The sequence below is a fragment of the Candidatus Uabimicrobium amorphum genome (assembly GCF_009002475.1).
GTDB lineage: Bacteria > Planctomycetota > Uabimicrobiia > Uabimicrobiales > Uabimicrobiaceae > Uabimicrobium > Uabimicrobium amorphum.
In genome coordinates, this window is the sequence record NZ_AP019860.1 from 3,164,886 (window position 1) to 3,183,863 (window position 18,978).

The following is an 18,978-nucleotide window of genomic DNA, read 5'->3' on the forward strand; positions in this document are numbered from 1 at the left end:
CAATAAACAACACATTTGTAATCGTAAAGCACAGGAAACAGTTATCGTTTTCTGTGCTTTATTATTTATAGGAGCTAAATATGAAGTTTATCGTTTTTCTTTTGCTATTTTTATCTATCAGTTTGCCACTTGCTGAAAACAACCTTGAAGACATGCGCGAAGCTTTACGCGAAAATAATTTTGCCTTGCAAACTCAAACTTTACAACAAATTCTTCTCATGTACGAAAAAGCTGCTCCTTTATTACCAGAATTAGTGCACATAGTGAAAACGACACAAGGACAAACCCAATATTTAGCGGTTAGGGCCCTAGGGCATGTTGGGAGTCAATCTTCTCCGTATGTCGACGATCTTGTGGCCTTATACAAAAAGAGTAATGACTTTTCACTGCGCTACTACATCATCATTGCCCTTGGCGACATAAAAAGCAAAAGACCTATACATGTCATTACAAACGCATTAAAAGACAAAGATCCCAATATGCGTTCCGCCGCTATTTGGTCACTCAATAACATTTCGCCCAATAACTTTATTGAAATCCTAAAAAAGCACGCGGCAGATCCAAGCGCCATTGTTCAAAAAACAATCATCAGTAGTTTACGACTTCGCCCGTACAACGAAGATGTTTCACAAATACTCATCCCCAGTTTGAAACATCCAGATAAAGACGTTCGCTTCTTATCGACACAGCTATTTCGGTTGTCTGCGCAAAATTTCGAACAAGTAAAACCATTGTATTTGGAACTCTTAAACAGCCCAGATAACAAGGTGGCAATGAACGTATTGATTGATTTTGGAATGGTCAAAGAGCTTTCGCAATCTGTTGTACCTAATATTATCAAATTATTAAAACATAAAAATTTATACATCTATGCCGAAACTACACTGGGGAAAATAGGAAAGCCCTGTTTACCACATTTGAAAAAACTACTTGATAGTACAAATGATTTAGAACGTTCGCAAGCGGTCTCGATGATAAAGAAAATTAATTGCCACCACGAATTCATGTTGCGGTTTACGCAAATGTGTATTGAAGACAAAAGTAATCTCGTCCATAGAGCTTGCCTTGGGGCTATTAGGTCTCCACAAAGTGTTCCAAAAGAAATTACAGAGTATATAAAAAAACAGTTTACTGAAAAAGAAACACTAGAACGTTCTATCTCCGCTATTTCGGCACTAAATCTCGATATTTTTGTTCCACAATTAAAAGAGTTATGGAAAAACAATACGAATCTACGCAAAGTTTTGTATAGAGTGCTCGGAAAATTTGCCCCTAAACATCCCGAAATACTAGAGATCCTTCTTCAAGCATTTACGGAAGACGAAAAGACGGCAAAATGGGCGATGGTTGACATAGGTACGATGGGAGAAAAAGGTGCCCCTGCCGTAGAAAAACTCATTGAATTTTTAAACAAAGAAAAGTTTTTAGTTATGGCGGCAAATACCCTGAAACAAATTGGTCCCAAATCATTACCGGCATTGCCACGTCTTGCACAAATTTTTCACAACGACCCCAAACGTCGCAACAAGCATGCCGCACTGCATGCGATGATCAGTATAGGTGATGAAGCTACTCCACATTTCTTAAAAGGTCTTGATTCAACAAGCAATATCGTCAGACTTTATTCCGTATCAGGCTTAAAGAAAGTGTCCGCCACAGATGAAGTTTGGAGAGCCACAGAAAAAGCTCTTGCACAGGAAAAGTCACCTCTTTTTAGAAGGTACCTCAAACTCCTGCACAAACATTTACAAAAACAACGTCAACAAAACAAAGGAAAATCACAATAGGTGGTGTCTTCCTTTTAAATTGACATGGCATTTTCACCTATGTTATAATAAATAAAAATTCCACAATTTCTCAAACCAGACCTGATCCAGTTAGGTGTATCCATGTTTAGCATATTATGCCCTAGTTGCAAAACGAGTAACCATGCACAAGATAACGATAAATCCCTTACATGCACATCTTGTGGTGCGAAAATTCCTCTGGAAAAACTAGAGGACTATCTTCCAAAACTCCTTATAATTCAAGGAGCCAATAAGGGAAAAGAATTTACGATTACCGAGGAAAATTCCATTGGGCGCGGGAACCAAAACTCCATCAAAATTATGGAGCCCAAGGCATCACGTCAGCATGCTACCATCAAATTTTCCGACGGTTGCTATCGTGTCGCAGACCTACATAGTGGTAATGGTACTTTTGTGAATGGTGCCGCGATTGCTTCTGTCGAAGTAAATGACAAAGACTTAATTCGCATTGGTGACGCGACCCTAATGTTTCGCAATCAATACCAATATTCTCCTGTTAACACCCCAAGTGAAGACTTACCAAAAGCAGTACTAGGGCAAAAATCTGCGTATGAACTGACAAAAGCAGAGCTAAACTACAACACCCAACACTCGTTTATGATGTCGCAAGATGACTTTAACTCTATTATTGAAGTAGAGAAGGCCAACAAAAAACTGCGTATTATCTACGAAGTCAACAATGCCATTGGATCGATTTTGCCTCTGGAAGAGGTACTATCTCTCATTTTGGAAACGGTATTCCAATACATTCCCGCACAACGCGGAGCGATTCTCATGTACAATGAGAAAGATGATCCACCGTTACACACTGCGGTCACCAAAGTGGCAAACTCCGAAGAGCAAAAAACCATTCATATCTCCAACACATTGATGGACCGTGTTATCAAGGAACGCAAGTCTGTCCTTACGATGGACACCATGCTCGACGAAAATTTAAAAACCGCGGCGAGTGTCATGGGGCAAATACGCTCGGCGATGAGTGTGCCACTCATCACCAGAGATAACCTCTTAGGTGTACTACACATTGACACCAGTAAAAAATCAGCTTCGTTTAACGAAGACACCTTAGAACTTCTCACGGGAATTGCAGGGCAAGCGGCCATTGCCATTGAAAATGCCAAACTCATCAAAGACATCGAACGCGAAACCGAAACTCGCGGTCATATACAGCGTTATCTCTCACCCGACTTAGTAGAACGGGTGGTCAACGGACAAATCGACCTCGACATGGGCGGAAAGGTAAAAAAAGCGACCATTCTGTTTACCGATTTACGCGGTTTTACCTCAATGACCGAAAATATCGGTGCGGAAGCGGTGGTATCGATTTTAAACGATTACTTTACACGCATGGTGGACATTATTTTTGCACGCAAAGGAACCCTTGACAAATTCATGGGTGATGCGATTATGGGAATTTGGGGTCTTCCAATTTTTCACCAAGAAGATCCGGGGCTTGCGGTTCAAGCAGCCATTGAAATGCAAAATGAATTGTTTTACTTCAACATGTCGCAACGCAAAATCGGTAAAAGTACCCTCAAAATGGGGGCTGGTATCAACACCGGTGATGTCGTTGTGGGGAATATGGGTTCTCCTAAGCGTATGGAGTACACTGTAATTGGCCCTGATGTCAACTTAGCTTCGCGTGTCGAGCACCTAACATCGCGCAATCATGTTTTGATCTCCGAGAATACCTATAACGAAACCGAAGGTATCGTAAAATGCGTAGAGTTGGAGCCAACAAAGGTGAAAGGAATAGATCGTCCTATTCGCATTTTTGGGGTTGTGGGAATTGAGATGGATGGTTATTTGTGCAAATTTCTCCCCATACTTGTCGAAAAACCCAATGGGGAAGGAAAACTCGAAGGACTTATAGACATTTTCGATTTCAACAAGTTTACTTTGCACATAGAGCCATGCGACAGTATTACCGAAGGCTGTGAACTAAAGGTAATCATTGACATGCCAAAAATTATCCCAGAAACACCGATTACCCTAAAGGTAGAACAGTGCGTGTTTGAAAAATACAATGATCGCGATGACTATATCGAAGTTTGCGCAAACGTCGTTGATTTACCCGACGACTTACGCAAGTTTTTCGACGAAGTTCTGGGAATGAGCAATGAGAAATAAAACCAAAATAATCATTGGTTGTGTCGCTTGGGGCGTTTGCTTTTCGACATTTCTTGCGGTATGGATTTTAATACCTCAAGACACTTGGCAATCCTCGACCTCTTGGATAGAAAAACAACAACGTAGGCATTTTTCCCTGCCCTTTAAACTCAAGGTAATTTTTGATGACTGGATCGCCCTTCGCGCGGGGGACAAAGTTTACACCATAGAAAAAGATGAGCGTATAGAAATAGGAGCCGTTTACGCCAAAGATTACTCCGAGAAAAACATGGTGTGGAATCTGTATATCAATATTTATCCAGAACATAAAAGTAAAATTGGTTCTGACAGCAAGTTCTATCTGGAAAGTGAACACGGAACACCGGCCTGGGTAGTGAGTAAATTGCTACCTGAACAGCGTCGCGAGGATATTAAAGACATCATCGACGAATACCTACGTATACACACCGAAGAAATTCAAAAACAATTGCTTCCCATTTTTACCGAAGTGGCCCAAGAGTCCTACACTCTACTACAAAAAAACTTTTCAGTCATTATGGAAAAAAATAAGGACGAATTGTTAAAGCGTTTACAAGAAGCCGAGAAAAAACATATCGATAAAGAACTACAAAAATTGTGGGATGATGTTGTTTGGCCCATTGTTTTAGAGGAAAGTGACCCGGTCATTGCTCCGATTGTTCAAAAACTATGGGGAAAATTTCCCAAAGCAAAAATTGTCATGCTATGGATTTATCAATCTCTTCCAGGAACAGACAATGATCATGTACAAAAGAAAGTAGAAGATTATCTCCAAGACAAGGCGATTCCCATCGTGGAAGAACATAAAGAAGAGTTGGGAAAATTACTCGTTACCATTACCAACCGTTTGAGTAAAGAAAAAAAAGTAAAGGCGAGTTTTCTCAAAATGCTCAAAAATGTTTTCACCGATGAAGCGCTCCTGAAAATACTCAAAAATACCATGATAGAGCTGTACAAAATCAACCGTGATACTCTAACCGAAAAATTAAAGAAAAAATGGAGTGATCCCCAAGTACGCAACTCGCTGGCAGAGATCTCTGACAATTTTGAACCGTACTTAATCAAAATGATCAACCATATCCTCATTGACGAAGAACGCCAAATTCGTCCAGAGCTAGCACAAGTATTGCGGCGTCAAATCCTTTACAAAGATAAATACTTTCTGATGGCAACGATGGGACACAACGCCATTGACACCTCTAGTCCACTCGAGTTTCGTGGATCAAATGAATAGTTTTAGTGCAAAAAGCTACATCCCTCCAGCTTAGGGCGTCATACACGTCCTAGTTTTCCTTAGGAAGAAATTTCATGTCCGAAGCGCTAATTACAGTAAAAAACTTATGTATTCGTACAGAAACACGTTCTATTTTAACCCAAACCAATTTCCAAATTAACCGCGGTAAGATCACATTGTTAATCGGTGGAAGTGGTGGGGGAAAAACAGTACTTTTAAAAATATTGTCCGGTTTACTGCATAAAAGTCATCCTAGCTTTTATATAGACGGCGAAATTCTATTTGAAGACAAGAATATTTTACAGTGGCAAAACCATGCCAAAGCACAAGACGTGGGGATTGTTTTCCAAGATTATGGGTTACTCGACAACTACTCCATAGAGCAAAACATTGATTTTGCCTTTTGCCATAGTCGCAACAAAATTCCAGTAAAACAACGCAAGGCGATGTTTTTACGTCTAACAGAAAAACTCAGTATAAATCCCCACTTACACATTCAACATGCCAGCGGCGGGCAAAAGCGTCGTATCGCGATCGCGCGAACATTGGCATACAATCCTGAAGTTATTGTCTACGATGAGCCCACCGCAGGACTCGACCCACAGATGGCACAGAATGTCGCACAACTCATACAAAAAACCCACAATGAATTTAGCAAGCAAGGTTCACTCATCGTTACCCACGACTATGAAGAATTCTTGCCCATCGCCGATCATGTATTGTTCTTAGATCCTGCCAAAAAAAGAGTCTACGAAGTATCCAAAGATCAATTACAAGAACTCATTACTGCGGGATACCTGCAAGTTCCTATGGAAAAACAAACGCAAAAAAATAAATGGCTACGCAAGACGGAACATTTTTTCATCGCCACCTGCAACTGGAGTATACAAACACCTATACGCCTTGCGCAGGCAATCATGAGAACTTTACCTCTGTGGCGTTCATTTAAATGGGGAACGCGCTTTTTTGTTCACTACTTCAAAATGCTCTCATTCTTATCATCTATTTTTTACCTGGCAATGGCCGGAGCGATTATTGGCAGTGTATGTGCTTATTTTAGCTTTAAATTTCTACCGTACCGTCACATTACGCGTCAACTTATTACCGAAGACGTGCTCACCGCTTTGGGATTTGGTTTATATCGCGTGATCATACCAATATTTGCCTCGATTCTCATCGCAGCCCGTAGTGGTGCCGCGGTAGCATCTGATATTGGTAATCGCGTATATCTACAAGAAACAGACTCCATGCGTTCGATGGCATGTGCTCCATCGTCGTATTTACAAACAGGAAGTATTCTTGCCTTTCTCGTATCGATTCCGTTACTCACATTCATGACTTTTCTTGTCGCGCGCTTTTTCTGCCTCGGTGTCTTTTCCATTATGCATCCCGAATACCACCCCATATTGGGCGATGCCATTTTTCATAAATTACTGCGTGAGGGAAGTAGTTTTTTCTACCGTGGAACAGGGTGGCTCATTGCCAAGAGTCTCGTTTGTGGCTGGGGACTTGCCAATATTTGTTATTACATTGGTATGCGTGCAAAATCTTCGGCAAAGGACATTAGTCGCGACATCACATTTACCGTTATCTGGGGAACCTTATTTGTGATGGTCACGCATGCAGCTTTTGCTTTTCTTGAATTTTCAAAGAAAGTGTATTAAATGGATTATTTACAACGTGAATTAAAAGTCTTTGATATCGAGAAAACCGTAGAATCCGGTTTTACTCCCCCGTCTTCGTGGTATACTGATCCGCGATTTTTAGAACTAGAACAACGTAGTGTTTTTATCGATAGCTGGCTTTACGTGGGGCGCTCTGACGAACTCCAGGAGCCTGGGAGCTATTTCAGCGGTGAATTTTCCGGTCAGCCATATGTGGTGGTGCGCAACGACGAAGGCGAAATCAAAGCGTTTTACAATGTGTGTCGTCACCACGCTTCGTGTGTTGCGAAGAAGTCGGGCAAGACGCAAAAATTTGTGTGTCCTTACCATAGTTGGACATACGACCTCGATGGCAAGCTCATCCACGCGCCACGCCTCGATGGTATTCAAAATTTTTCCAAAGAGGAGTATGGTCTAATTCCTATTCCTTGCGAAGTTTTAGGACCATTCGTGTTTTTATTTTTTGGAGAGAATCCCTGGGACTTCCACCATGAATTCTCGGTACTAAAGACAAAACTCCAAGAAACGAATTATGAAAAATTGCGCTTTGCAAAACGCATTACTTATGACATTAATTGTAATTGGAAGGTGTTTGTCGATAACTATCTCGATGGTGGATACCACGTTCCGTATTTACATAAAGGCCTTGCTTCACAGTTAGACTTAAAAAACTACACTACGGAAATTTTTGATCGTTACTCATTACAGATTTGTGACGCTCGTGATGACGCAACACCACAACGCGGAGATTTTAATGAACGGGTTTCAGGTGGAGCGCTCTACGCTTGGCTCTACCCAAACTTCATGATCAATCGTTATGGTCCCATTATGGACATTAACTGGACGATTCCCGTAGGGCATGATAAAACAAAAGTAATATTTGATTTTTATTTCGCAGAAAATGTGGAGGACGAATTCATCGAGAAAAGCATCGCCGCAAGCGACATTGTACAGCAAGAAGACATGGATATTTGCGACGCTGTACAACGCGGTCTAAACTCACGTGCATACAACCAAGGGCGCTACGCTCCACTCTTTGAAAAAGCAGCACTCCATTTTCACCACTTATTGTACAAAGATTTTGCGAATATTTTGTTAAGGAAAAACACACAATGAGATTTTGTATATTGCTAATTTTTTGTAGTGTTCTTTATGCTGAAACACTCATTCCTTATGATTTTAAAGCTGGGGAGATGACAAAGCAGTGTGAAGAACTTATTGCACAAGCCAAAAAGAAATTAGATGATGTTGTTGCGATAAAAAAAGAGGAACGAACATTTGCCAACACAGTAGCGGCCATCGAAAACACCTTGGTCGATTTAGATGTAAAATCTACTCCCGCACAATTTGTTGCCTATGTGTCGACCAACAAAGAACTACGCGGAGAATCTTCCAAATGCGAACAGATGCTTTCGGCCTTTTCCGTAGAAACATCGCTACGCAAAGATCTATATGATGCCTTCAATGAATATGTGGCAAACAACAAAGAAGAAATTGCAAAACTATCTGCGGTAGATGCACGTTTGTTAGAGGTAATGCAAACAGAGTATCGCAAAAGTGGCTTCACACTTTCGAAAGAAGATCGCGATAAACTTAAGGAAATGCAAAAAAAGCTATCTTCTTTAGAAACACAGTTTTCCAAAAATTTAGTGGAAAATAAAGAAGTATTGAAACTAACGGAAGCAGAGTTAACTGGTACACCAGAGTCTTTCCGATCGCGACTCAAAAAAGACGAAGAAGGTAAATTCATCGTTACCTCAAAGTACCCAGACTACGCCGCAGTAATGCGCTATGCCGACGACGCCAACGTACGCAAACGGATGCTTTATTTATACTATAATCGTGCCGGAGACAAAAATAGCAAACTACTGCAAGATGCCATTGCCTTACGTCATCAAATAGCAGAATTGTTGGGTTATAAAACATGGGCGGATTACCGCACCGACGGTCGCATGGCAAAAAACAGTGAAAATGTCCGCACGTTCTTGGAAGGATTGCAAGGTAAACTCGCAAAAATCAACGAACAAGACCTTTTAAACTTGTTCATGGTCAAAAAACAGTACGATCCTAAGGCAGAAAAGCTAGACCTATGGGATGTGGGCTATTGCTCAACCAAACTAAAACGCGAAAAATACAAAATAGACGACGAGTTAGTTCGTCAATATTTTCCCGCGCACCGTGTCATTGAAGGTACATTTCACATCTACTCGAAGTTATTGGGAGTAAATTTCGAAGAAGTAAAAGGTGCAGATGTTTGGCACGAAAGCGTCAAACTATTCAAGGTTATTGATGCCAAAACCAAAGAGGTTGTCTCGTATTTTTATGCCGATTTATATCCGCGTGAAGGAAAATATGGACATGCCGCAGCATTCACTTTACGTCCTGGACGCATGATGGACGGTGAATATGTCAAACCCATCTCCGCGATTGTCGCGAACATGGAACCTCCCACCAAAGATAAACCATCACTACTCTCTCATGGTAATGTCGAGACTTTTTTCCATGAATTTGGGCATATTATGCACCAAACACTAACAAAAGTTGCCTATGCTTCCTTATCGGGAACTTCCGTAAGCCGTGACTTCGTAGAAGCTCCCTCACAAATGTTGGAGAACTGGGTATGGAATAACGAAATGCTGGCGATTATCTCTGGTCACTACCAGGACGAAAGCAAAAAACTTCCCGAAGATCTAAAACAAAAACTTCTCAAAATAAAGCACTACAATTCGGGAATTAACTACACTAGACAAGTATTTTTTGCCACCATCGATTTCAAATTGCACACTTCGGGCAAAGATGTTGATGTCAACGCATTGTACCACAAACTATTCAAAGGAATCGTAGGCTTAGATTCTGCAGAAGGAACAAAGTGGTTGGCTGGTTTTGGACACTTGATGGGCGGTTATGATGCGGGTTACTACGGCTACATGTGGTCGGAAGTTTATGCCCAAGACATGTTCACCAAATTTGCGAAAAATGGAATTCTCGATTCCAATACCGGAATGCGCTATCGCCAAATTATTCTCGAACGTGGTAATTTACAAGATCCACAACAACTTATAGAGGAATTTTTGGAAAGAAAGTCGAACAATAAGGCTTTCTTGGAAAAGCTTGGTTTAAAGTAAGATATTCGTTTTCATATTGGTGCCCTCACCATCGCCTGTGTAGATTTCAGCTACGCTGAAAGCAACAAGGCTCATGCCTCTCCCACGGGAGAGGCGTAACACGTCTCAATTTATTTTATTGTTTTGCATGATACCGTCAAAACAATATAGTTCGAAAATCAATCGCAGTTATATGGTCTGCGACTAAAACCAGCTATCGCAGTGTGGTAATTGCTGTCGCAACCATTCCAATTCACGACGCTGTATACGGTTACTGGAAAGGCTTAGACGCCTTAGCGTTGTCAGCTGTAAAATTTCACTTAGAGGCAAATGCGTTAACTCATTGCTGCGTAGATTCAACTCTTTGATCGATTGCAAACGGCCAATGGTCTCCGATAAATTTGTCAGGCGATTATTGTCTAAATTCAATACTTCTAGTGAAATTAGATGGCCAATTGAGCTCGGTAAATCGCGCAAAAAATTATCCGATACATCCAAATAAATCAGCGAAGAAAGTTTACCAATTTCCACAGGCAAACTTTGTAGGTAATTTCCCGAAACATCCAGCCATGTCAAAGACTGCAACTCCCCAATTGTCGTAGGTAGTTCGGACAATTCGTTTTCGCGCAAAATGAGTTTTTGCAACGATGTCAAATTGCCAATTTGTGGTGGTACACTCAATAGCTTTTTACCTAATAAAGATAAATCGGTTAGCGACGTGAGATTTAACATATACTCGGGTATTCTTTCTAACGGACGAATTACTTCGAGGGAAAATTTTCCAGAAAACCCGCAACTCGTAAATTGGCAATCTTCTAAACCGCAAAACTTAACATTGCTGCGAAAACTACAATTATCGAAATAGGAGTTGTCGATACTATAAAACCTTTTTTCATCTAAATAAAACGTACATCCATAGTATTCGACATTGCTTTCCACGTGTCGTAACGATTTTCCCCTAATACTTCTCATTACAACGTTACTCCCAAAAATACTTCGCAATGAGGAAGCGACTCTTCTAAAAACTGTAACTGTGCCTCTGTCAAAGCGTTTCCCTCCAAAGCTAAGAATGATAAAAACTGTAGTTGGGCTATTTCTTGCGGTATAGAATCTAGCGCGTTATTGTTAAGGGCTAAGTTTCTTAGACGCTTAAGTTTACTGATTTGTGATGGTAGCGATTGTAAATGGTTCGAGCTTAAAATGAGATCTTTTAATAAAGATAGATTACCTATTTGCGACGGTAGCTCATTAATAAGATTGTGCGAAAGATTTAGCGTCTGAAGCTTTTGCAGTTGTCCTATTTGCGGAGGTATATCCACATAAGTGCCAAAAGACAAATCTAAATGTTTTAGCGCACGGAACGAACAAATTTGCGATGGAAAACTCGCAAAATGATTGCCACCAATAGACAATTGATGGAGAGATACTAGCTCAACAATGCGCTTGGGTAGCACGGAAAGTTCGTTGTTACTGGCGCTTAGGCACGTCAATTTTTTTAAGCGATATATTTCATCTGGCAAGTGACGTATGACATTGCTTTCCACATCCAATTCTCGCAAATTTTGTAAATCACATACTTCGCGAGGAATTTCTGCGATTTGATTTTCGGCCACCTTTAATTCGCGTAACGACTTGAGATTACCAATTTCTTTCGGCAAAAATGTAAGTTTATTGGTCGACAAAGACAACACCGTAAGAGAACTCATTTGACTCACATCAAACGGAACTTCTTCTAAAACATTTTCATTTAAATATAACCAACGTAAGTCAACAAGATCGCTAAACTCCTGAGGTACGTCTTGTAAGTAGTTGCGCGATAAATATAACCAGCGCAAAGACTTTAAATTTCCAAGTTCTCTCGGGACGGAATCAAGTTGATTGTGAGATAAATACAAACAATCTAGATTCGTGAGTCGTCCTATTTCACAAGGGACTTGAGAAAGTTGATTCCGTGACAAATGTAACTCTTGTAATAAAGTCAATTCTCCTACACGAGGAGATACACTTGTCAGTCGATTATTCGACAAGAAAAGTTTTTTCAACGTGGTTATTTTGCTAATTTCTTCGGGAACCTCCGGCAAATAGTTATTGGCGAAACTCAACCACTCCAAAGAAGGCAACGAATACAACTCTTCGGGAATTTCAGAAAAATGGTTATTTGAGAGATTCAACCAGCGCAAAGAGGTCAATTTCGTAAAGTCCTTGGGAAGTTCTCGTAGATTATTGTAACTAAGATCTAACTTTTTCAAAAAAGTAAGTCGGCAAATTTCCTCAGGTAATTCATGGAGATTTTTTTTAGAAATAATTAACTTTGTCAGAAAAGTAAAATCAAAAGCATCTTGTACGCAACAATTTGAATTTTTGGACAAATCAAGAACAAATTCACCTGAAAAACCGCAATTGTCGAATGTACAGTTACGTAAATCTTCGAATTTTACGTTGCTGCGAAAACTACAATTGTCCAGTGTAGAATTCTGAACACGATACCAGGTTTCATCTTCTAGGTAGAAGGTACAACCTAAATATGTAGTGTTGCTCTCAATAGATTTCAAAACTTTCGCTTTTACTTTTTGTTGATGCACGACCATCTCCACTATGTATTTTTTGCTCCATTTACAAATCGATAGAACTTGTAATTATCGCATTCTTTTGATAAAAAATAAAGATGTGAACCAGAAATACAGGATATTTAATGCGAAATTTTCACCGACCGTGCCATCGATACGAAATATACCTTTACTCTTTTTATGCTATTATTAAGGAATAGACAATGCGCGCATTTATAGCAATGCCTTTTGCCGAACAATTTAATTCTCATTGGCAAACAATAAAAAAAGTATGCCAACAACTTCACGTCCAAACATATCGCGTTGATGCAAATTTATCTTATGAACGCCACATTGACTTGGCCATCCAACAAGAAATTCAAAGTTGCGATTTTATGATAGCGGTTCTAACAGGTGATACCCAAAAAAATATTTGCAACCCCAATGTTGCTTACGAAGTGGGTTATGCTCAAGGTCTCGGAAAAGAAACCATTCTCATCGTAGAAGATGTCGCCATGTTACCCTTTGACCTAAAACAACAGAGAACATGTGTTTACAACGGAGATATGTTAAAACTCGATGAGGCATTGGCAGGTGAAATTGCCTTGATGAAGAAAAAACTATATGAAGAATCCACAGCCAAAGTGAAAGTTTTCGCCAAGGAAGTTCAAAGGTGTTTACGTATCGTGTTGCCTTTTCGCTACAGAATGTTTGAGGTAAACATTGGATTTGTCGAGTCCAACATTATGTGCAGCTTTTACTTCTACGAAGACAAATATCTTGCAAGTCATGGATTTATCATGGGAGATAATGAAAAATCCACCCAGCTATTTGCATGGCTAGGTTATATTGCCCAGAGAGATCCACGGCGCGACGAACTACGCAATTGGCTAAGAAGCTATGACGCACAAATTCGCGGCCCTTTAGGTTATGATGTATCGATTTATTACGACCCAAGTAACATGCAACGCTCTTTGGAACGGGAATATGAGTTTATCCAAGAGGATTTCACACTTGACGAACAGTGCTTTGGTACCGCGTCTGCGCTACAAATTGCACTGAGACTGCGCACCTATATCGAAACCTTGCAGCCGTTATATGATAAATTTCTCGAAGAAAAAGAAATGCTCGAAGAACAAAATCCACGCTACCAATAACGGAGAAACAAAATGTTGCGGAGAATAAAGCCATATGCGAACGTATCTTTGCTATTCTTAGGTATTACAATCGCATTGATTTTGTTGAGCATGATTGAATATTCATGGGATGATTGGCGTCGTGCCTCGTGTTTCCCTAAGCATTGTTTTTGCGAAGCATTACGCCCAGGAACCATTGTTCAGCCGGTAAATACTTGGTCCAATTTAGCCTTCATTCTAATAGGTTTACTCGTTCTACGTCAGGGGAAAAAAGACTTTATCGCCCAGTCTTTTTCCAATTCAATGTCTACAAAACGCGTTTATTCCTTTACATATGGTATTCTCATTGTATTTTTGGGCTTTGGCAGTTTCTTTTATCATGCTTCAATGACATTTTTAGGCCAAGTATTTGATTTAATGGGAATGTATCTACTCACTACTTTTGTCATATTGTACAATGTAGAACGCCTCCGGCCATACAAAGCGAGTATTTTTATCATAAGCTACCTAATCATCAACACCATATTGCTGTGTATTCTCCTAACACTTCCGCAAACGCGACGTTATATATTCGCGGTGTTGGTTATTGTCGCTTTGATACCAGAGTACTGGATCTATCGCAAGAAAAAAACGAACAACCGCCTACTATTTTTAGCTGTAGGACTCTTAATCGTCGCATTTATCATTTGGATTCTGGATATTACAAAGATTATATGTTCGCCTTATAGTTTTTGGCAAGGACATGCTTTGTGGCATATTTTAACGGCAATGTCAGCAGGAAGCTTGTACATGCACTACAGAGAGGAAAGCCATGAGGCTGCTGAATAAACGTTATCTTATACAAAAAGGTATTGGAAGTGGAGGTATGGGCTTTGTCTACCTTGCAAAAGACACCAAGAAAGATATTGTGGTCGCAGTTAAGGAATTTTACGCTGAAAATGTCTCTCCTCGGGAATTACGACGCATAAAACGCGAATATTATTTTCTAAAAACCATCAACCACCCCAATATAGTTCGCGGGCTAGATTTTTTTCAATGTGATGGCAAACATTATATTGTCATGGAGTATATCACCGGAATGAATTTACGAGAATTTATTGCGGAAAAGCCAACAGGTGTCTCCTTTCGTAAGCAAATCGATATTGCCAAAAAAATATGTCTTGCTGTTGCACAGGTCAATAAACATGAAATAATTCATCGCGATTTGAAACCAGGGAATATCATACTCACAGGAGAAAGTTATGAACCCAAACTATTAGACCTAGGCATCGCCAAAAAAACAAACAAAGAACTTACCACCCTCACCCGTGATAACGAGGTACTGGGGACTCCTGCCTATATGAGTCCCGAACAAATCAAGGGAAAAATATGTGACAACTCAGATGTTTTTAGTTTGGGTATTATTATATATCAACTGTTCACCTGGAAATTAAATTCGCCTTTTCACGACGACTCTATTATGACCACGTTGTTTAACATCACTGACATGAAGATGCCTCGCGTTGCCGATACCTTACAAAAATCATCTCCTCTTATTGACGAAATTACAGCGATTGTCTATCAAGCCACACAAAAAAACAGCGCGCTGCGTACGCCATCAGTACAAATATTATTACAACAACTCGAAAATATTGGTAAAGGTAAATGGGCCATTCAACTACAGAAACAGCAACGATGGCTTGCCGCCAATAAAATACTGATTTTTGTCATGGTCATCATGTGTATTGTCGCAACATACGTTTATATTGTCAGAAGCGATGTGCGCCATAAGAAAAACATCGCAAATTATATACAAGAAGCTATACACTGCCTTGGTATTGAAGAGCACCAAAAGTCGATCAATATGTGTAAACGTATACTCGTATTAGAACCACGCAATATAGAAGCCCACCGTTTTTTGGCATACAACTACGAAAAATTGCAAAAAATCGAAAAAGCCTTAGAGTACCACCTTAAAATTTTGCGTATAGATAAAAAAGATACTAACGCATATCGCGATTGCGGTGTCAACTACGCAAAGTTGAAAAAATACACAAAGGCCATGGAGTGTTACCAAAAGTGCATTACGCTTGCTCCAAACGATTTTAAGGCATACACAAATTTGGCAAACGTTTACCTTGAACGGAAAGACTACCCTAAAGCCATATCAAACTATACCATTGCTATTCAAATCAACAACAAAGCCCATCTCGCTCTCCTCATGCGTGCGAGGGTTTACATCCTCATCAAAAACTACACAATGGCTTTCAAAGACATCGCCCAAGTGATTTCACAAAAGCCCGATGCGGCAAATGCTTATGAGGTCCGCGCTGATCTACACAATGCATTGGGACAATATCAAAAAGCAATGAACGACTATAGCAAATTAATTGCGTTACATCCGCAAACTGCCTTTTACTACAGCAAAAGAGGCACAATGAAAACTACCTTGGGAAGACACCTTGAGGCAATCAAAGATTATAACACAGCCATTGCATTGCAACCTCAATATGCAGAAGCATACTGCAATCGTGGTACGAGCTATTACTCATTACAAAAATACGCAGAAGCCATCCGCGATAGCCAAACTGCAATAAAAATAAAACCCATCGCTGTTGCATACCACACATTGGCTTTGTGTTGTGAAGCACAAAATCAGCAAGATCGAGCCATTTATTTTTATCAAAAAACAGTAAGCATTGACCCCAATATGCATATCGCGTATTATAACTTAGGCAATGCGTTGCGCCGTCAGGGAGATCATCACCAAGCGATAGAAAATTACACCAAGGCTTCATACATCAATACGTCATTTTTATTAGCGTATATGGAATGTGGTGTCAGTTATGGAGCAATCGCAGAATATGGGAAAGCCATTGATTGCTTTGATAAGGCCTTGCAATTAAATCCGCAACATGCTATTGCATATTGTAACCGTGGAGCCAATTACGAAAAACTAGGTCAATACAACCGTGCTCTTGCCGATTATTCTGCGGCCATACGTTTTAACCCCAGTTTAATCATCGCATATCAAAACCGCGGTATCGCCTATCAAAAACAAAAATTACATATGAAAGCCATACAGGATTTTTCAAATGTAATTCAACTAAATCGCAATTACTCTGCAGCGTATTACCAACGAGGTGTTTGTTACTTCAGCACCGGAGAGTACAACAAAGCGTTGGCTGATTATAATACAGCAGCGCTATTAAACCCGAATATATCACTCATATACAAAGAGCGTGGCCATTGTCATGCAAAATTAAACCGTATAGAACATGCCATTCGCGACTGGGAAAAAGCGATGCATTTGGATGCAAAATTAAAAACAGAACTACAAATACTAGTAGATAAAATGAAAGGAAAATAGGAGGCTATATGCATTTTAAACGAGTATTTTCGGATAGCCCTTGGGAAGAAAAGGTTGCCTACTGTCGCGCAATTAAGGTGGGTAAGCATATTTATGTGTCGGGAACCACTTCGCTAAAAGATGGTAAAGTGTATGCTCCTGATGATGGTTACGAGCAAGCAAAACGCTGTTTTGAAATTATCCGTGAATCCTTACAAGAATTTGGTACCGATGTACATTGCATCGTGCGCACACGAATGTTCGTCACAGACATTAAGCGCTGGGAGGAGTACAGTCGTGCACATCACGCGGTATTTAAAGACAACCCTCCCGTCACAACAATGGTAGAGGTACAGTCACTGATCGATCCGCAAATGCTCATCGAGATTGAAGTCGAGGCGTTGGTCGAATAAGATCTATAGGGGCGGGTTTTGTACCTGCCCCTGTCAGGTTCTAAAAACTAACTCTGTATATCATTGTGTTGTTGAATAAAATTCTGCACTTGCCGCAATTCATCAACAGAGTCAATTTCAAACCAATCATTTTCGCCAATTTTCTGCGCGTAGACGTTTAAATACGGCAAGTTATCCTTCACAATATTGTCCCAATACAACTCACCAAAAGAGCCGCGATCTACAACACTTTGCAACTTATCCACAATGATATCCGCATCTTGTTGTGTCCAGTATGAAACACCTGACATAATGTAATGTTCGCCATCTGCTACACTAATGTCAAATACCTTATGGTCATCAGAAAAGTGAAGCTTCCACTCTTGCTGCACGTTTTTTTTACAACCCGTAAAATATAGAGATGTCGCTGGCTTCTCAAGAAGAACATTACGGTGTAGATAAACGTCGGCATCGATAACGTAACTGTCTCCGAGAAGATCTTTGACCAAATACATTGTGTAAATATTGTTGTATTTGTCGTATTTGTCGTTGTGAATTAAAGTAATGCCTCTCTCTTTTAGATAGGCAAATTTTTCGGCCAAGTATCCGGTAACGACAAAAATATCTTCCACCCCCACCGCACGCAAAAATTTAATTTGCCTTTCCAAAAGAGGTTCCTCATTTACAACAATAAGTGACTTTGGGGTTGTATTTGTAATGGGGCGCAACCGCGTTCCCATTCCGGCGGCGAGAAGTATGGCATTCATATTTTTTCTTTCAGCGAGATTTTTTTATTTTTTTTTGTTATATTTACTCCACAATATAAGTAACACTTTCGTGTTATGATTGTGGTAGGCATATTCACTTCTAGATATTATATATGTTTACATACTATTACCGTACATTTTAATTTTTTTCCTAGGAGAAAAAATATGAAATTCTCTTTGATTTTAGTGATGCTTCTTAGCTTGTGTTGCATGTTTGTTGCTGCGGAGGAAGAGCCGGTATTTGTTGATAGCGTAACAGTAGAGCACGTAAAAGGACACACATACAAAATTACAGTCAGTGGTAACGCGCCCAACCCTGGGTATACAAACGTTCGCTTAGTACCTCATACTTACATGGTCGCCCCTGAAAGTTGGGAAATTGTCGTTCTTGCTGATCCACCAAAAGGTGGCGGGATGATGATTCAGGTATTAAAGCCTTACACTGTTTCTCTTGAGCATACGTTCTCCGACGTAACAAAAAGCGTTACGATTATTGGACGCGCGCGTAGAGTGGAAAAAAAACTAGGAGCGAAAAAAGCAACACCTCCGAAAAAACGCGTCAAAGAAGCTATTTATGGCGTTAAGGTCAAAGATGGAAATGTCATTTTTTCTGTTCTAAGCGGTGGGTGCACCAAAAAAGAGCATTTTGAATGCCAAGTTGGCGATGGGAAAGTACCAGCGATTACTTTATACCGTACGACTCCTGATTACTGCGAAATGGTACCGCATGTCGTTGAAATCAGTTTCTCGAAAAAAGAGCTTGGTTTAAAAGCTTTCAATTTCGTTATCAAAAACGAGTTTACCTTTGTGAAGTAAAATTCTGAATTGAACAAAGAAACGTTTTTTTAGGC

At 40.1% G+C, this 18,978-nt stretch carries 14 protein-coding genes; 11 read left to right on the top strand and 3 right to left on the bottom strand.

Annotation, left to right across the window (positions count from 1 at the left end; translation table 11 throughout):
• Positions 1-80 precede the first annotated feature (80 nt).
• The 6 genes from UABAM_RS11270 (at position 81) to UABAM_RS11295 (ending at position 9,979) form a co-directional block, all read left to right on the top strand.
• A complete protein-coding gene (locus tag UABAM_RS11270) occupies positions 81-1,787 on the top strand; it encodes a HEAT repeat domain-containing protein (protein WP_151968104.1) in 1,707 nt (568 codons plus the stop codon).
• Positions 1,788-1,889: 102 nt separating this feature from the next.
• Positions 1,890-3,938 (top strand): adenylate/guanylate cyclase domain-containing protein, encoded by a 2,049-nt coding sequence (locus tag UABAM_RS11275; protein ID WP_151968105.1) that lies wholly within the window; start codon positions 1,890-1,892, stop codon positions 3,936-3,938.
• Positions 3,928-5,190, top strand: coding sequence for a hypothetical protein (locus tag UABAM_RS11280; RefSeq protein ID WP_151968106.1), 1,263 nt, complete (start codon positions 3,928-3,930; stop codon positions 5,188-5,190). Before UABAM_RS11275 ends, UABAM_RS11280 begins: the two co-directional genes overlap by 11 nt.
• 74 nt (positions 5,191-5,264) lie before the next feature.
• Positions 5,265-6,854 (top strand): ATP-binding cassette domain-containing protein, encoded by a 1,590-nt coding sequence (locus UABAM_RS11285; protein WP_151968107.1) that lies wholly within the window; start codon positions 5,265-5,267, stop codon positions 6,852-6,854.
• Entirely contained in the window at positions 6,855-7,970 is a 1,116-nt protein-coding gene (locus tag UABAM_RS11290; protein ID WP_151968108.1) for an aromatic ring-hydroxylating oxygenase subunit alpha, read from the top strand. It begins immediately after the preceding gene.
• Positions 7,967-9,979 (top strand): M3 family metallopeptidase, encoded by a 2,013-nt coding sequence (locus UABAM_RS11295; RefSeq protein WP_151968109.1) that lies wholly within the window; start codon positions 7,967-7,969, stop codon positions 9,977-9,979. The genes UABAM_RS11290 and UABAM_RS11295 overlap by 4 nt, the downstream gene beginning before the upstream one ends.
• A gap of 183 nt (positions 9,980-10,162) precedes the next feature.
• Here the strand turns inward: UABAM_RS11295 and UABAM_RS11300 are convergent, their stop codons facing one another.
• Together UABAM_RS11300 and UABAM_RS11305 are read right to left on the bottom strand one after the other, a co-directional pair.
• Positions 10,163-10,930 (bottom strand): leucine-rich repeat domain-containing protein, encoded by a 768-nt coding sequence (locus UABAM_RS11300; protein WP_151968110.1) that lies wholly within the window; start codon positions 10,928-10,930, stop codon positions 10,163-10,165.
• Positions 10,930-12,540, bottom strand: a complete 1,611-nt coding sequence (locus tag UABAM_RS11305) for a leucine-rich repeat domain-containing protein (protein ID WP_173013252.1) — start codon at positions 12,538-12,540, stop codon at positions 10,930-10,932. Before UABAM_RS11305 ends, UABAM_RS11300 begins: the two co-directional genes overlap by 1 nt.
• 188 nt (positions 12,541-12,728) lie before the next feature.
• Between UABAM_RS11305 and UABAM_RS11310 the strand changes: the two genes are divergently transcribed.
• From UABAM_RS11310 to UABAM_RS11325, 4 genes are read left to right on the top strand one after another with little or no spacing between them, the layout of a single operon-like run.
• Positions 12,729-13,661, top strand: a complete 933-nt coding sequence (locus UABAM_RS11310; RefSeq protein WP_151968112.1) for a TIR domain-containing protein — start codon at positions 12,729-12,731, stop codon at positions 13,659-13,661.
• Positions 13,662-13,673: 12 nt separating this feature from the next.
• Positions 13,674-14,468, top strand: coding sequence for a ceramidase domain-containing protein (locus UABAM_RS11315; protein ID WP_151968113.1), 795 nt, complete (start codon positions 13,674-13,676; stop codon positions 14,466-14,468).
• The gene (locus UABAM_RS11320) at positions 14,452-16,989 is read left to right on the top strand and encodes a serine/threonine-protein kinase (RefSeq protein WP_151968114.1); all 2,538 of its coding nucleotides are present in this window, start codon (positions 14,452-14,454) and stop codon (positions 16,987-16,989) included. Before UABAM_RS11315 ends, UABAM_RS11320 begins: the two co-directional genes overlap by 17 nt.
• An 8-nt stretch (positions 16,990-16,997) precedes the next feature.
• Positions 16,998-17,381 (top strand): RidA family protein, encoded by a 384-nt coding sequence (locus UABAM_RS11325; RefSeq protein ID WP_151968115.1) that lies wholly within the window; start codon positions 16,998-17,000, stop codon positions 17,379-17,381.
• Between the two features lie 47 nt (positions 17,382-17,428).
• On the opposite strand, the gene UABAM_RS11330 is transcribed toward UABAM_RS11325, so the two are convergent.
• Positions 17,429-18,127, bottom strand: coding sequence for an NTP transferase domain-containing protein (locus UABAM_RS11330; protein ID WP_151968116.1), 699 nt, complete (start codon positions 18,125-18,127; stop codon positions 17,429-17,431).
• A 165-nt stretch (positions 18,128-18,292) separates the two neighbouring features.
• On the opposite strand from UABAM_RS11330, the gene UABAM_RS11335 reads away from it, so the two are divergent.
• Positions 18,293-18,943 carry a hypothetical protein gene (locus UABAM_RS11335; protein ID WP_151968117.1) on the top strand — a complete coding sequence of 217 codons (651 nt, stop codon included), beginning with the start codon at positions 18,293-18,295 and terminating at the stop codon, positions 18,941-18,943.
• The last annotated feature ends 35 nt before the right edge of the window (positions 18,944-18,978 follow it).

Excerpts from the sequence above, each read along its gene's own strand:
- UABAM_RS11330 (WP_151968116.1), bottom strand. The coding sequence starts at position 18,127 with ATGAATGCCATACTTCTCGCCGCCGGAATGGGAACGCGGTTGCGCCCC.
- UABAM_RS11325 (WP_151968115.1), top strand. The coding sequence starts at position 16,998 with ATGCATTTTAAACGAGTATTTTCGGATAGCCCTTGGGAAGAAAAGGTT.
- UABAM_RS11290 (WP_151968108.1), top strand. The coding sequence starts at position 6,855 with ATGGATTATTTACAACGTGAATTAAAAGTCTTTGATATCGAGAAAACC.
- UABAM_RS11320 (WP_151968114.1), top strand. The coding sequence starts at position 14,452 with ATGAGGCTGCTGAATAAACGTTATCTTATACAAAAAGGTATTGGAAGT.
- UABAM_RS11285 (WP_151968107.1), top strand. The coding sequence starts at position 5,265 with ATGTCCGAAGCGCTAATTACAGTAAAAAACTTATGTATTCGTACAGAA.
- UABAM_RS11280 (WP_151968106.1), top strand. The coding sequence starts at position 3,928 with ATGAGAAATAAAACCAAAATAATCATTGGTTGTGTCGCTTGGGGCGTT.
- UABAM_RS11315 (WP_151968113.1), top strand. The coding sequence starts at position 13,674 with ATGTTGCGGAGAATAAAGCCATATGCGAACGTATCTTTGCTATTCTTA.
- UABAM_RS11270 (WP_151968104.1), top strand. The coding sequence starts at position 81 with ATGAAGTTTATCGTTTTTCTTTTGCTATTTTTATCTATCAGTTTGCCA.
- UABAM_RS11300 (WP_151968110.1), bottom strand. The coding sequence starts at position 10,930 with ATGAGAAGTATTAGGGGAAAATCGTTACGACACGTGGAAAGCAATGTC.
- UABAM_RS11310 (WP_151968112.1), top strand. The coding sequence starts at position 12,729 with ATGCGCGCATTTATAGCAATGCCTTTTGCCGAACAATTTAATTCTCAT.
- UABAM_RS11335 (WP_151968117.1), top strand. The coding sequence starts at position 18,293 with ATGAAATTCTCTTTGATTTTAGTGATGCTTCTTAGCTTGTGTTGCATG.
- UABAM_RS11295 (WP_151968109.1), top strand. The coding sequence starts at position 7,967 with ATGAGATTTTGTATATTGCTAATTTTTTGTAGTGTTCTTTATGCTGAA.
- UABAM_RS11275 (WP_151968105.1), top strand. The coding sequence starts at position 1,890 with ATGTTTAGCATATTATGCCCTAGTTGCAAAACGAGTAACCATGCACAA.